Genomic DNA, 15,468 nt, shown 5'->3' on the forward strand with positions numbered 1-15,468 from the left:
AGCCTGAACTTCACTATCGTAAAAGGGCTCTATAACTGCTGTCCATACTGAATTTCCCCATTATTCATCGCTAAAGGACAAATAGGATGCCAAGACGGGTTTTAACCGATCATTGACGTAATGGCTGCCCCTCCGTAAACTCACATCTTCCACCAATGCTGTTAGTAGAATCTTGGGCTGGTCTGTATTGAAGGCTACTAAAAACCCATTTTCCAGACCGTCGACCCCTTTTTCCTTCTTTAATTCCGCTGTACCTGTCTTTGCTGCCAAAGTGACTCCCGGCAGTTTCAGGCTATGTGCCGTACCATCAGGGCGTTCTACTACACCTATAAGTCCTTCCCTGATGGTATTGGCGGTTGAAGGTGAAATGACTGGAACAGGCGGAGTTGTCTGCTGATTCTTCAGCAGCCGCGGCATAATAAGCGCACCATTATTGGCGAAGGGTGTAAAGGCTACACCCAGATGGATAGGGGACATTAACACCTGGCCCTGTCCATACGCCGAGTCGGCCAACAGTATGTCAGTTGTAATTCCTTTATTGGATAACTGGCTTTTTTGAAGGGCAATCGGCAACTGGAAATCTTCCTTAAAACCGAATTTAACCGCCTCTTCCTCAAATCTTTTCGCCCCCATTTCCAATGCTTCCTGGGCAAAATAAATATTATCGGAATAAGCCAATGCATCGTTCATATTTTCAGGTGAAGCGTCTTTTACGCGGGTAACATAGTAGCCGCCCCAGCTAGCATCCTTCTTCCAATGGAGTCCGTGTATAGCCCTTTTCTTCTCGGGGTATGTTGTTCCCAAAGTTACTCCGACTGCTGCTGTTATTGCCTTAAAGGTTGAGCCCGGTGCATATACGGACGAAAACCGGTTAATGAATGGATGGTTCGGATTATCGCTGTATGCCTTCCATTGCTTTGTGCTCATACCTGCCACCATCAAGTTAGGATCATAGGAAGGATAGCTGACCAATGCCAGCAGCTCCCCGGTAGACGGATTCATCGCACTTACTGCTCCCGTATCATTCTTCAACTGTTGGTAAATAGAATTTTGCAGGGAGGAGTTGATCGTCAGCTCCACATTCGTTCCGTTAACTGGTTTCCTTTCCATTATAACCCTTTTAACATCTCCGGAGGAATCCTTTATACCGATTATTCCGCCTTTTTTTCCCCTCAATTCTTTCTCAAATGTATATTCAAGTCCTGCCTTGCCTATATAATCGCTTTCACTGTATATATGCTCTTCATCTTTCTCAAGATCCTCTGCTGTCACTTTCTTCACATACCCGATCAGATGGGCAGCTCCTTCACCCAATGGGTATACCCGCAACTTTTTAATCTGGAAGGATACACCGGGGTATTCCGTATTGGAGAAGTAACCTGGATTGAATGTTCTTGGCATTACTTTAATGGGAACGAATAAATCCGGCTTCACCCACTTTTGCCCAAGTGCTTCCGTTAAGGATTCTATTGGAACTGAAAATTGCTTGCTGATTCTGCCCAGTTGTTCCTCCTTGTTCTCTCCAAGTCTCCCAGGAACGATTCCCATTTCATACACTTCTCCATTTTTAGCCATTGGAATGCCATTTCGATCGAGTATTTCTCCGCGGACGGGCTCCCATGTTTCCGCATAAGCTTTGTCTCCATACTCCATATCGGGCAGAATAAGCCCTGGAGACCATTCCACCTTCCACTGGGCTCCCATGTCACTATCTTCCTTCACAAGGGATGTATGAAAATCAGCGGGAATTACACCGATGGAGGTAGTCAGACTGGCTGAAAAGACAGCTTCATATTTTTTCTTTTCTTTGTTATAAGTCATTTTTTTCGAATGAATATCAATCTTTCCAAGACCTATGCCAGAATAAATATTTTTATATTTTTGCAAGAAATCTTTCTTTGTAAAATCGTTCCTTTTTAACTCCTCTTTAGAGAGCAGAGTATACATATCTTCGTATTCCAATTGTTTATAGTGCTTCAAATATTGGCTGAAAACCACTTCAGGATCGGATTTCGGCAGTTTTGCCCATTTCCAGAATTGGTAACCCAATAGCAGGACAAGGAACAAAACTAGGATAACAAATGCTTTCTTCATCACTAACATCCCTTTCTTTTTCATTCATTGCCTTACTTTGGATATTTCGCTTGCTTTCGACATTCTGAAACTGCAAAAATAACCGTACTGGCCGACACCTATATGTCGCTTTATTGGCAACTATCAATCTAATATTTTATAATTATAAAATTGATGCATGGACGAAACCATGGACTGGACATGATATTTAAATGATAAGATGCAGAATATTCTGCATTATCAACAAAGGGGGGCAAGCTCTATAATGGATCCATATAAATTGATGCTGAAAACAATCCATACAGAGCCTCGTGGCGAGTATGTATATATATATGAAGGGCAGTCTGTTTTAATCGGAAGAGCAAGCCTTCATACGAGGGCGGATTTTCCTGTCTATAATGATTTTGTATCCCGTGAGCATTGCAAATTGTATATGGAAAATGGCAAGCTCTATATAATGGATTTGGCAAGCAAGCACGGAACGGAGCTTAATGGCATGAAATTGGCTCCAATGGAACCAATTCTCTGGACCACGGGAGACCAACTTACATTAATAAGTGGCATGATTGAGTTCAAAATTGAACATGATGACCAAAATACCCGTGAGCTAAGCTTGAAGGAGCTGCAGTCCATACGTGATGTGGTGCTTAATGATAGTTTGCAAAATGTCCTTATCGAAAATGAAGTGATTAAGATGCCGGCTAAGGAATACATATGCTTCAAACTGCTGTTTGAAAACATGAATGAAGTGATTACTAAGTCTTCCATTATAGATCAGGCTTGGCCCGAAAGGAAAAATACGATGCAGCCTTGGGCTAGTGATGAAGAAATCAGCTCGCTCATCTACAGAATCCGCAAAAGGATGAAACCTTACTTTTCCATCAAATCGATTCCCCATAAAGGCTATTACATGGAGCGATTATAACGGTATATAGACAAAAGAGACCTAGCGAAGCCAGGTCTCTTTTGAATGAAACAGCATATTTATTTCGTTACAATCTCTTTTAAAGCTCGGCGAAGAATTTTACCTGTCGTATTTTTTGGGAGTTCATCCAAAAATTCTATCTTGCTTGGCCACTTATACTTAGCCAAATGTTCTTTGCAGTATTGAAGCACTTGATCCTCGGTCAATGAATCATCGCTGGATACTACAAAAGCATGGACAGCTTCTCCTTGGTTCGGATCCGGGACTCCGAGCACCGCTGCTTCAACTATGCCGGGATGCGAGAATAATACTTCTTCCACTTCCCGTGGGTACACATTATAACCACCGACAATAATCAGGTCTTTTTTACGGTCGACAATAAAGAAGTAGCCTTCTTCATCCATACGCGCCAAATCACCCGTATATAGCCAACCATCCTTAATCGTCGCTGCCGTTTCTTCAGGCATTCTATAATACCCTTTCATCACGTTCGGGCCCTGCACTACTAATTCACCCACAGCTCCTGGCGGCAGCTCTTCCCCCATTTCATTGACGACTTTATTCTTCACATTCAGAATAGAGGTTCCAATCGAGCCAGGCTTTCGCGGCCGGTCTAACGGATTGAAACATGTAACGGGCGATGCTTCCGAAAGCCCATATCCTTCGGATACCATTACATTGAATTTGTTTTCAAATTGTTTTAATAGGGCCACCGGCATCGATGCCCCGCCTGCAATACACAAACGAAGAGATTGGAAGTCTTCAGGATTTCCATTGTACTGCAATAAGAAATTAAACATCGTCGGCACGCCTGCGAAAATAGTAGGTTCATATACCTTGCCGATCCGATATATTTCAGCTGGGCTGAACTTCGGAACGATGATGATTGTTCCGCCAGAGATTAATGGAGCATTCATGCATACCGTTAAACAGAATACATGGAACATCGGAAGCGTTGTAATAACGCGGTCATCCGATGTGATCTTCAAATAATCGCCAACATCTTTCGCATTGCTGAATAGGTTGCGGTGGGTCAACATAGCGCCCTTTGGCTTGCCGGTTGTACCGGATGTATAAAGGATAACTGCCACTTCTTCAGGATTCAATTCCGGCTCTTCAAATTGAAGGCTTCCCATTCCTGCAATTTCCGAAAAGCTGTGTAATTTCGGGAATATTGACAACGCTTCCAAATTAGAGCCTTCAGGCATTTTGCCTGTCTCGCACAATATGAAGTGCTCTGCGGAAGGCAGATGCTTATGTACCCCTTCCATAAGCGGAGCCAATACATCCAACGTAATGACAGACTTTACATCCCCATTCATTAAAATAAAGGAAATTTCATCAGCCGTGTAAATCGGATTAATCGGTATAACAGTTGCGCCGGCTCTTAATGCTCCAAAAAAGCCGATCAGAAAATGAGGTGAGTTGCCTGTTATCAGTGCAACATGGTCCCCTTTTTCAATTCCGATTTTAGACAAACCACTTGCGAACATAGTAACAGCTGCATCCAGTTCAGCGTAAGTTTTATGTTGGTCCATGAAATAATACGCTGCTTTATTGCTATTTTCCAGAGCAGTCTTGTGAAGCTGAGACGATAAATTCATACTATTCCTCCCCTATGTATGCCGCAACGATGGCAGCGGGCCCCTAACCGACTGATTCTCCCCCATCAGTTTTAACGGTATCGGGTCTATAAGCCCCTTGCAAACCAACAATGCAGACGTACTGAATAAATAAAGCATTTCACTTGTCCGATTGGCTTTAAGTGTCCTCGAATTCATCACACGGTAAAATGAGATGGCTGCTCAACATTTGATGATTTACATTCAATGTATTTCTTACATAAAGAAACCCCTTACACAATGAATGAATAATCACTCATTTTCCGTTACTTCCTATTATATACAATGAAAAATTATCCATCAACTTTAAAGTAATACTAATTGAAAGATTCGGTCATTTGTTCATATCCAATCATTTTCCATATAAAAAGGCACGGACAATACATGCCGTACCTTTTGGCCTGATCAATAAATCAATTGAATGATTTCTTCTTTTGTTACATTTCCAAAGTAATGCTTGACATCTGTATCTTCCAAAGCGGCAGCAATCGATTGTTTATCATATTGGGCATTCTCTAATAATTGCTCAATATCCTTTACATCCCCGACCCCAAAGAAATCTCCGAAGATTTTGCATTCCTTAATGATCCCTTTTTTCACTTCCAATCGGAATTCAATCATTCCTACCGGGAAGCGTTTGCTGTTCTGGATATTGAAATCAGGAGATTTTCCATAATTCCAGTTCCATGATTGATACCGTTCCTGTGACAGCTCGTTGATTTTCTCCCAATCATCCTCTGTAAGCACGTATTCTGGAATTTCATCATAGCCTTCAAATATATTCTTCAATAATTCTGTGCGGAACTGCTCGATGGTCATCGGCTCTTGTAAAAATTCCGATATATTAGCCACTCGGCTGCGCACAGATTTGATTCCCTTGGATTCAATTTTATCCTTGCGCACTTTTAATGCCGATACAACATGATCCATCTCTGAATCAAATAGCAGCGTTCCATGGCTGAACATTTTTCCCTTAGTAGAAAACTGTGCGTTGCCTGATATTTTACGGCCTTCGGCTTCAATATCATTGCGTCCGCTTAGCTTAGCGTTTACACCCATTTTTTCCAAAGCCCGAATAACTGGCTCAGTGAATTTCTTGAAATTATGGAAACTGTCGCCGTCATCCTTTGTAATGAAGCTGAAATTCAGGTTTCCGTGGTCATGATAGACAGCGCCACCGCCTGACAGCCGGCGGACAACCTTAATGCCATTGCTTTCTACATAGTCTGTATTGATTTCTTCAATTGTGTTTTGGTTCTTGCCGATAATAATGGAAGGTTCATTGATATAGAACAGAAGATAAGATTCATCTTCACCTAAATTTTTCAGCGCATATTCTTCAATGGCAAGATTCACCCGTGGATCTGTAATACCTTTGTTATCAATAAAAAGCATCGTTTCTTCCTCCGTAGCTTCAAAATACTTTGCTATATAGTATAAACACGTCCTTCTCCCATTATAGTCAAAGAGAATAGAAGTTCTCAACTCCGTTGTCTTATTAACACATTTCCTCATTTGTTTTAATAGGCCATTCAATTATTTTTCATTTTGTTATAAAACAAATGTTGACATTTCTAACTCTGTTATAATACAATAGCATACATAGAAACAAATAAATTTTAAATTCAAAATTTTCAAAAAGTGGAGGTAATACGAATGATTCAAAGCAGTGTTGAGTTCTTTAAAAATTTACCACCGAAAAAATGCGTCGAATGCGGCAAAGCCATTGAAGAACAGCATGAATGCTACGGCAATACATGCGACCAATGCAATACATTATCACACTAAGCCCTGGTACAACAGAATACACTCTAATGTATTTTGCTTCCATATTTGATTTATGATGTCAGATTTCTGACTCATACTCCCTCTTTGTATTTGTATGTACTCCCCTGATTCGTACATACAGATCAGGAGATGTTCCCTGACATCTCCAAGCTTTTCAGCCAGCCCCATTTATTGAGGCTGGCTGCTTTTTTCTGATTGTGAGGCCGATCTTCCCTCTTGTCTATATATCAGCACTCGATAAAGGTAAGAAGGTAATGCTATTACAGCTAATAATAAACCATCTATCTTAGAAAGCAAAAAGTCCTTGATATCAAACTATCAAGGACTTTTGCTTAAAGCATTTTTGAGATCTATGCTTCTACTGTTTGTTCATTGTTGATGCCATTATATCTTCTCTTATGTTTAAAGACAAAGAATAACGCTGTTCCAATCATGAACACCACGATGAAGATAGCCAATATTCCTGTATTCAACAACAAATAGCTATTGTTTCCACTCGTAATGGCCGCCTTGAATCCTCTTACCGTATACGTCATCGGCAAGAAACGATTGAAGAATTGAAGGAATTTAGGAATCAATTCCAATGGGAATGTTCCTGCGCTTGTTGTCAATTGGAAGATCAACAACAGAATCGCAGTGAATCGTCCCGGATTGCCTAATGTAGTAACAAAGAATTGGATCAATGTCATAAACACCAAGCTTGTTACAATTGAGAACAGAAGGAATAAAGGTACACTCTGTACGTCAATTCCCAAAGCGAAAATCAAAATAGCATCAGCAATAAGCGCCTGCAATATTCCGACAACCGCCAAGACCCCGAACTTGCTCAAAAACCAGGTGAAGCCATTTCTAGGCTGGACAGCCGGTTCGAACAATGGGAAAACGATGGAAAGCATCAATGCTCCGACAAATAAGCCCAACGATAAGAAGTATGGTGCGAAACCAGTTCCGTAGTTAGGTACATGGTCAACCGGATCCTTATCGACTTTGACTGGCTGTGACATCATATCATATGTTTTATCGTTCGCACTTACTTTAGAACTTTCGTCAGCTGCTTTACCAAGCTCATCCTTGAATTCCTTCGTTCCGTCTTCGACTTTGCCTGTGCCATCCTGAAGTTCCTTCGCACCTGCGGATAGCTGGTTGGCGCCCTCAGCCAACTGGCCAGAACCATCGGAAAGTTTTGTTGCTCCGCCAGTCAGCTTGGAAATTCCGCTATTCAAGTTCGCCGAACCATCCACTGCATCCTTGAATTTATCTCCGTATTGCTGCATTCCGGCAACCACTTTATTTTGGCCCGCCTGCAACCGGCCGATTCCTCCTGCCAACTGGCCGCTGCCCTCTACTAACTGGCCAAGGCCGTTATTTAAGTCGCTGCTGCCTTTGCTCAAATCGCCGAGACCGGCTGACAATGCACTAGCTCCAGTACTTACCTGGCCAGCACCATCACTTAATTTAGAGGCTCCACTATTTACTTGATTAGCTCCATTCTTTAATTCAGCCGCTCCGGAATTCAATTCCTTCGCACCGCTATTAAGGCTGCTTGCCCCCTGTGCCAATGCTCCACTTTGTGTAGCGATCTGTTGGCTTCCTTCTACAAGCTGAGCCAGGGCATTTGCTACTTGCTGTTTAGCTCCATCAGGCAATGAAGCCATCATCGGCTGAAGACTTTGCTGCAGAGCCTTGATACCTTGATTTAAAGAAGAGGCTCCACTAGAAAGTTTAGTAGCGCCATCGCTTACTTGACTGGCTCCATTGCTTAACTTTCCTGCACCTGCAGCAAGTTTATCTGCTCCCTGTGCCAATCCAGGAGTGTTTTTAGATAATTCATTTAAACCTGCTTGTACTTGATTGGCTCCAGCAGCTAAGTCACTTGATTTAGAAGAGGCCTGTTGTAAACCTGCATTAAGCTTTTGGCTGCCATCAGCAGCTTTATTTACGCCACTGATCAATTCTCCGCTCTTAGAAGCAAGCTCATCAATGCCATTCTTCACTTCAACAGAGTGATTTTCAAGCTGTCCATGTGCTCTGCTCAATTGGACCAAACCATTATTCAATGTCTGTGAACCTTTATTGGCAGCAACCAAGCCATCATACACTTGATCGACGCCGCTCTTGAACTCAATTTGTTTAGAAGCGAGCAATTCAAGCTTTTCCTTGATCGTTTTGCTTCCATCGTTCACCTTAAGTACGCCATCATATAAAGTGTTGGCATTTTTACTGGCGTTTTGATATCCGTCCGCCATTGTTTTCACTTTATCGAAAACTGTCTCGGAATAGGTTTTGATGATTTGTTCTGAAACAGCACCTTTGATTTTTTCGATTGCCGTATCGCCGATTTGGGCAGATAAGAAGTTATAGCCTTCATTCGGCACGTATTTCAATTCCAGCTTTTTCGGATTTTGATCAAGAATAGTAGTTGCATTCTCTGAGAAATCCTCCGGTATTTCTACCAGCATGTAATACTTTTGGTCTTCAAGGTCCTGATACCCTTGTTTTTTATCCTTCGTCACAAACTTGAATTGTTTATTGTCCTTCAGATTATCGACCAATTCATCTCCTAGTGACAGTTTCTCATCTTCAAAAGATGCCCCCTTATCCTCATTGACGACTACTACAGGCAAATCGCTCAACTTAGCATAAGGATCCCAGAATGCCCAAAGGAACATACCTGCGTATAAAACTGGGATGAGCATAACAGCTAAAATAGGTATAAGAAGCGATTTATTAGAAAAAATCGACTTCCATTCACCCAAAAATGATCTCCCCTTCATTATTCCCCTCCTAAATTAATGACCACTTTCTAAAAACGGTCATATTGATGCAAAAAAATAGGCTCTTGCAATATGTTTATATGAGCATACATATTATTAATTAAATTCTAAAAAGTTGCAAGAGTTTTTTCTTTGTTAACATTCCTAATTTGAATATATGACCAATATATCCATTTAGTCATTAAATGTGAAAAATGAGGATTACTTATTAATTCAGTAATCCTTTCACGACAAAATTTTGGAACAATGTCGCTATTTCTTCTTTTCGCAAAGGCTCATGATGCTTTTCCCAATCAAAGATCAATGTTTTGTACATTTTATACATTAAGAAGGCAGCAAGCTCGGGATTTCCGATTTCTAGGCCATCTTGATTGGCTGTAATCACTTTTTCCTTGATGTATGCCACAATCGCCTGTTCAATCTCATTCACCATTTCAGCCACTGCAGGGGTACCGATTTCTTTTTCCTCTTCCAGCAGCTTCATCATAAACTGATGCTTTGTTCTGAATTCCAAAATTTCATTCAGCGCTGCCTGGACATTTTCCTGAAAGCTTCTATCTGGCTTTAAGCTTTCTTCGGCTGTATGCTTAATTTCCAAAATCAGCGTATGGACAATTTCTTGAAAAAGCTGCTCCTTATTCGTAAAGAAATTGTAGATGGTCCCTTTACCTACATTCGCAAGCTTTGCAACTTGCTCCATTGTGGTCGCTTTATAGCCAAATAAAGTAAATGATTTAGTTGCAGCAGCAAGAATTTGCTGTTTGCGATCGATAGCCATTTCATCACCTCTATCTATATGTAAATTTCATATATGACCGAATGACGAAAACGGTCAAAGAGTACAGTGGATAATATATCATAACCAAAAAGTATTTGCAATCCCTCAAAGCAGGTTATAAACAAAATAAACGATTAGGGCCAATAAAGAAAAGCCTGCCAGATTGATCATAACAGATCCAAGCGCCCGTGCAATATAGATCCATTTAGATCCTTTATTTCTTCTCACTTCTTTTTCATCATGTCCATTGCCTTTCATAAATATGCCCCTTCTTTCTAGCGGTTTATACGATTCGGCTGAACAGGAAGAAGCTATCCCCTTTATAGAACTTGGAGGATAGCTTCCAGTTTATTGTCGATTGCAGCTTGCACTATTTCATTTCCAGTTTCTTCAATACCACATCCGTTAATGCGTCAATGAATTGCGGCTGGCTGTTCGGCATTTCTGGACGATAATAAGAAACACCCAGCTCTTCAGTTATGACTTTGCATTCATAATCATTGTCATAGAGAACTTCCAAGTGCTCAGCCACGAATCCTACCGGTATATAGACAAACGCCTGGAATGGATGCTTGCCGTATAACTCTCTTGTCAGATCCTGCACATCTGGTCCAAGCCATGGATCAGGCGTATTGCCGGCACTTTGCCATCCGAGCTCCCAGTTTTTCACTGAGGCACCTTCCACGATCATTTCAGCTGTTTCCCGCAGTTGGTCAGGATAAGGGTCGTTTTGTTTAAGGATTTTTTCAGGCAGGCTATGCGCTGAAACGATAAGGACGTAATCTTCTTTTTCCTCTTCTGTCATTCGTTCAACTGTTTCGTTCATCCGATCTATCCAATATTGGATGAACTTAGGCTCCTTATACCAGCTTTCTATGCAGGTAATATGCGGTCCGCCTATTTTTTCAGCTTGCGCCAAAGCCCGGCCATTATAAGATTTTACGCTAAACGTCGAAAAATGGGGAGCAAGTACAATACTGACTGCTTCTTCAATGCCGTCCGCCTTCATTTGGTTTACGGCATCCTCCACAAAAGGCTCGATATGCTTCAAGCCGAGGTACGCTTTAAATTCAACGGCATCTTGGACTTCATTTAGCCGCTCTTCCAAGCCTTTTGCCTGTGCTTCTGTTATCACTGCCAGCGGTGAAATGCCTCCAATCGCTTTATAGCGCTGTTGAAGATCTTCAAGCATTTCCGGTGTCGGCTTTCTTCCATGCCGGATATCCGTGTAATATCGCTCTATATCCTCTTCTTTATAAGGAGTCCCATATGCCATAACGAGAAGGCCCATTTTTTTCTTCATCATGTTCCCACCTTTATTATCAGTTTATCCGTTCTGCTTTCAGAACCCGCCAAGCTTTCTGTTATAAACGCAGGGTTTCACCTGGCGAGCATCTGTTCCGCTCTGCTTTATTTTGCCTTAGTCTTAAGCGCCATTCAACTATTACGCTTATCCTTTTAAACCGGAGGCTTGTTTGGCTGAATACGTATGGATGTATTCCGTCAGGCGTTTCAATGTTTCCGGATTGACTTCAGGGAACACGCCATGGCCAAGATTAAAGATATAGCCGGGCTTCATCATTCCTTGGTCTAATATCGCCTTTGCCCTCTCTTCGATGACATTCCAAGGGGAAAGCAGAATTGCCGGATCCAGATTGCCTTGCACAGGCTTATGGATGCCCATCGCTCTCGCTTCTGAGATTGGCAGCCTCCAATCAAGTCCCACTACATTGAGGGGCAAATCATTCCACTCAAGCGCTAGATGGCTAGCACCCACACCAAACATGATCATCGGTACCTGCTCATCCTTCAAGCTGGCAAATATCCGCTGCATGATAGGCTTGATAAAAACTCGATAATCCTCTACATTCAATGCACCTACCCATGAATCAAAAATCTGGATAGCTTTCGCCCCCGCTTTGATTTGAGATTTAACATAGGTGATGACCATATCACCCAATTTTTCCATAAGAGCAAACCAGGCTTGGGGCTCAGAATACATAAAGGCTTTCGTTTTGTTATAATTTTTCGAAGGGCCTCCTTCGATCATATAGGAAGCAAGGGTGAACGGAGCTCCCGAAAATCCGATTAAAGGAACATTCAATTGTTCCTTTGTCAGAAGACTGATTGTTTCAAGCACATACGGTACATCCTCTTCCGGAACAATTTCACCGAGCTTCTCCACATCGCTTAAGGATGTGATTGGATTAGATATAACAGGGCCAATGCCGGATTTAATCTCCACATCTACTCCGATGGCCGGAAGGGGCGACATGATATCTTTATAGAGAATAGCTGCATCCACGCCATAATTTTCTACAGGAAGCCGTGTAACATAGGCGCATAATTCCGGTTGGTGTGTTATTTCGAATAAAGAATACTTCTCTTTAATTTTTCTGTACTCAGGTTGTGATCTCCCTGCCTGCCTCATATACCAAACTGGAACATAATCAGTCTGTTCCCCTTTGGCCGCTTTCAGAAATGTATCATTGAAAGTTGTTGCCATATAGTCATCTCCCTTTTCATTCCATTCATCTATTTATCGTTCATTGCTTGTTGTATTAACTCGGGTGCCACTTATAAAACAATTTTCCCCCGCTTTTTGCGCATGTTGATGGCGCGAACGGGTAATATGTAAATATGCTATCAATATATCCTTTTCTACTATGGTTGTATAGATAACTACATAAAATGTCGAAAAATAGTCGTTTTTCGACATAGTCTAATATTTCTTGCAACCGCACGCAGAAAAAGGGGATGGAGGAAAAGACCATGAAAATGTATATCACTTCAGGTACGTTCGATTATTTGAGAACCATTATGAAAAAAAATGAAAATCAGCACCTTCTTCTTCTTCAAGGAGGCTCATCCGCAGTCCTTCTCCAGGAAAGTGAGGGAAAAAGCATCTTCAAGGAACCAAGAAAATACGAAATCATTGATGCATTCGAGGAGTTGCAGCCAAATGGATTCATCGCTATGAACAATATTCCAGTCATCGAAGAGGACCGAACGCTTTTCGAGCATAATAGCAAAGAACGCTTGCAAAAAGCCCGGCATCAGGAAGGATTCCTTTCGGGCAGATTACTCCAACCTCTTGGTTCAGAAATCTATATTATTCTAACACAATGGCAGGACGAAAGCGCCTTCAACGCTTGGCAATCCAATGAGAAATTCTTTGAAGAAAGCCAGCACGAAACACCGAGTGCACTGGTCAACCCACAAAGCCTTTTCACCGGGAAAGCCACTTTAAATAAATATTATGTTACGTTCGATGACGAAGAATAAACCATAGGCCATATCACCAAAAAGAACCTCCTTCATATTCTGTAGTAAGCATTGAGACAGATGCCCATTACAGACTGAGGGAGGGATTTTTTTGGGTGTTGAACTGACGCTCATTCACTGGGTATATGTCGCCTTTATAATTGGCATTATCGGCTTTATGGTTATGAGAAGAGATACATCCCTTATATGCATTATCGGCATATTTGCCATTGCAGTGATTTCGACGCATAGTCTCTCAGGCAGCATAAGCGGTGTTTTTAATAGCTTCATCTATGCCATCTCCGAACTTCTACCGACCATACTGATTATTTCTGTCATTATTTCGATGAGCAAAGTATTAAGCGATACAGGCATTAACGATGTCATGGTTACACCTTTTACTAAAATAATGAAAACGCCCACACTCGCTTTCTGGACCATCGGTATAGTGATGATGGTCACTTCCTGGTTTTTTTGGCCATCCCCTGCAGTTGCTTTATTGGGGGCCGTTTTATTGCCAGCTGCTATAAGAGTTGGCCTTCCCGGCCTCGGGGTCGCCGTCGCTATGAATCTCTTCGGCCACGGCATCGCACTCTCCGGGGACTTTATCATCCAGGCAGCCCCAAAAATAACCGGCGATGCAGCAGGCATTCCGGCAGGCGATGTAATCCGGGCAAGCGTACCGCTTGTAATCATTATGGGTTTGGTCACAACAACCATCGCTTTTTGGATGCTAAAGCGCGATATGAAAAACAAAAAAATACTGCCATCTTTGCCAGTGGAAATAGATTCTTCCAAGCAACCCCATAAGCCCCAACTGCTTACCAAAAGCCAGAAAAAAGGATTCGCGCTCCTCATTCCCATTTTATTCGTTCTTGATGTGGCAGCCATGTTTATTTTAAACCTGCAAGGAGGAGATGCCACCGCCATTGTAGGCGGAACTGCTATCTTTATCCTTTTAGCTCTTACAATGTTTGCCCATAAATCAAGCGGCTTGGAAAAAACAACTGCCTATATCATTGATGGCTTTCAGTTTGGATTTAAAGTATTCGGCCCGGTCATTCCAATTGCTGCTTTTTTTTATCTCGGTGACGCCGGATTCGTGAAAATGATCGGAGACTTTTTACCCCACGGTTCCCAAGGAATAGTCAATGATTTAGGCATAGCCTTATCCGAAAATGTTCCATTGAATAAAGGAATTGCCGCTGCCACGGTGACTGTGGTAGGGGGCATTACGGGGCTTGACGGCTCAGGGTTTTCAGGCATCTCATTAGCCGGCTCCGTCGCCGCATTGTTTGCCCATACTCTATCCAGCGGCATCGCAACACTAACGGCATTGGGCCAAATTGCCGCGATTTGGATAGGCGGAGGGACTATTATACCTTGGGCGCTCATCCCGGCAGCAGCCATCTGCAACGTAGATCCATTCGAACTAGCGAGAAGAAACCTCATCCCTGTTGCAATAGGATTAGCCGTCACTACAATTGCCGCCATGTTTTTCATATAAGCAAAAAGCTGTGCCGCTTCATGGCGGCACAGCTTTCATTCATGTTTTCTTTTTTTTCCAGAGAATGATATCAACATGTCATATAGAGATAGGGACAATAGCAAGCAGCTTAGTCCTAGGCTGTAACCGGCAGCCACATCTGTTGGAAAATGGGCGCTCAAGACGATTCTGCTGATTCCGATCGATAAAATAAGTAGTGCAAAGCCAAGCCATACGAGCAGCTTATTTTTTTGCCTGAAAACATACTTCACCAGAAAAAAGGCGATCAAACCATAAGTAACCATGGAGGCCATCGAATGTCCGCTCGGAAAGCTGTACCCGGTGGCATCGATCGAAGGATCAATCATCGGACGGTCCCGTGCCACAAGCCCTTTAACAAATCCATTTAATTGCTGGGCACCGTATACCAGTCCCCCGCTGATAATCGCTCCTATCCAATCTTTCTTTTTCCAAATTAAGAAGACCATTAATAGAACTGCCGATAACCTCGTCATCCATGTGGACCCCAACTCTGTCCAATACACAAAAAACGTATGCACTCCACCCTTGTCCCAGCTTTGGAAGAAGGCTTGCACAGATTTTTCCCATGATATTTCCATACCGCCGTTAATTGCATACATAAAAAATAAGAAAATAATAAAAAACAGCAAAATCAATACGGCCGTTACATAGGTCCTGGGCTCCGCCCGATCTTTTTTATGCAAACTCATACTCCTCCCTCCCCCATTACGCAATCA

General features: G+C 42.3%; 13 protein-coding genes. 4 read left to right on the forward strand and 9 right to left on the reverse strand.

All coding sequences use genetic code 11. The features are described 5' to 3' along the window. Positions 1-60 precede the first annotated feature (60 nt). Positions 61-2,118: a penicillin-binding protein PBP4(5) gene (gene pbp4 / locus ABC357_RS14585; protein WP_459562753.1), complete on the reverse strand. Its 2,058-nt coding sequence runs from the start codon at positions 2,116-2,118 to the stop codon at positions 61-63. 220 nt (positions 2,119-2,338) lie between these two features. Here pbp4 and ABC357_RS14590 point away from each other — a divergent pair, with 220 nt between their 5' ends. After that, positions 2,339-2,998: an FHA domain-containing protein gene (locus ABC357_RS14590; protein ID WP_412888217.1), complete on the forward strand. Its 660-nt coding sequence runs from the start codon at positions 2,339-2,341 to the stop codon at positions 2,996-2,998. Between the two features lie 59 nt (positions 2,999-3,057). Here ABC357_RS14590 and ABC357_RS14595 read toward each other — a convergent pair whose 3' ends face one another. Both ABC357_RS14595 and lplA read right to left on the reverse strand, forming a co-directional pair. After that, positions 3,058-4,602: a fatty acid--CoA ligase family protein gene (locus tag ABC357_RS14595; RefSeq protein WP_412888218.1), complete on the reverse strand. Its 1,545-nt coding sequence runs from the start codon at positions 4,600-4,602 to the stop codon at positions 3,058-3,060. A gap of 423 nt (positions 4,603-5,025) precedes the next feature. Beyond that, a complete protein-coding gene (lplA, locus tag ABC357_RS14600; protein ID WP_412888219.1) occupies positions 5,026-6,015 on the reverse strand; it encodes a lipoate--protein ligase in 990 nt (329 codons plus the stop codon). 261 nt (positions 6,016-6,276) lie between these two features. Here lplA and yhfH point away from each other — a divergent pair, with 261 nt between their 5' ends. After that, the gene (gene yhfH / locus ABC357_RS14605; RefSeq protein ID WP_412888220.1) at positions 6,277-6,408 is read left to right on the forward strand and encodes a protein YhfH; all 132 of its coding nucleotides are present in this window, start codon (positions 6,277-6,279) and stop codon (positions 6,406-6,408) included. A gap of 350 nt (positions 6,409-6,758) precedes the next feature. Here yhfH and ABC357_RS14610 read toward each other — a convergent pair whose 3' ends face one another. From ABC357_RS14610 to hemE, 5 genes are all read right to left on the reverse strand, one after another. Further along, entirely contained in the window at positions 6,759-9,182 is a 2,424-nt protein-coding gene (locus tag ABC357_RS14610) for a YhgE/Pip family protein (RefSeq protein WP_412888221.1), read from the reverse strand. A gap of 208 nt (positions 9,183-9,390) precedes the next feature. Further along, positions 9,391-9,960, reverse strand: a complete 570-nt coding sequence (locus tag ABC357_RS14615) for a TetR/AcrR family transcriptional regulator (RefSeq protein WP_412888222.1) — start codon at positions 9,958-9,960, stop codon at positions 9,391-9,393. A gap of 105 nt (positions 9,961-10,065) precedes the next feature. Continuing rightward, complete coding sequence (locus ABC357_RS14620) at positions 10,066-10,218, reverse strand: hypothetical protein (protein ID WP_412888223.1); 153 nt, start codon at positions 10,216-10,218, stop codon at positions 10,066-10,068. A gap of 112 nt (positions 10,219-10,330) precedes the next feature. After that, positions 10,331-11,266 (reverse strand): ferrochelatase, encoded by a 936-nt coding sequence (gene hemH, locus ABC357_RS14625; protein ID WP_412888224.1) that lies wholly within the window; start codon positions 11,264-11,266, stop codon positions 10,331-10,333. A gap of 144 nt (positions 11,267-11,410) precedes the next feature. After that, positions 11,411-12,466, reverse strand: a complete 1,056-nt coding sequence (gene hemE / locus ABC357_RS14630; RefSeq protein WP_412888225.1) for a uroporphyrinogen decarboxylase — start codon at positions 12,464-12,466, stop codon at positions 11,411-11,413. Positions 12,467-12,732: 266 nt separating this feature from the next. On the opposite strand from hemE, the gene ABC357_RS14635 reads away from it, so the two are divergent. After that, positions 12,733-13,245 carry an antibiotic biosynthesis monooxygenase family protein gene (locus ABC357_RS14635; RefSeq protein WP_412888226.1) on the forward strand — a complete coding sequence of 171 codons (513 nt, stop codon included), beginning with the start codon at positions 12,733-12,735 and terminating at the stop codon, positions 13,243-13,245. A 91-nt stretch (positions 13,246-13,336) separates the two neighbouring features. Further along, the gene (locus ABC357_RS14640) at positions 13,337-14,731 is read left to right on the forward strand and encodes a hypothetical protein (RefSeq protein ID WP_412888227.1); all 1,395 of its coding nucleotides are present in this window, start codon (positions 13,337-13,339) and stop codon (positions 14,729-14,731) included. Positions 14,732-14,766: 35 nt separating this feature from the next. Here the strand turns inward: ABC357_RS14640 and ABC357_RS14645 are convergent, their stop codons facing one another. Further along, positions 14,767-15,441, reverse strand: a complete 675-nt coding sequence (locus ABC357_RS14645) for a phosphatase PAP2 family protein (protein ID WP_412888228.1) — start codon at positions 15,439-15,441, stop codon at positions 14,767-14,769. Between the last annotated feature and the right edge of the window lie 27 nt (positions 15,442-15,468).

It is taken from the genome of Bacillus kalamii (assembly GCF_047238185.1).
Classification (GTDB): Bacteria; Bacillota; Bacilli; order Bacillales; family DSM-1321; genus Bacillus_AD.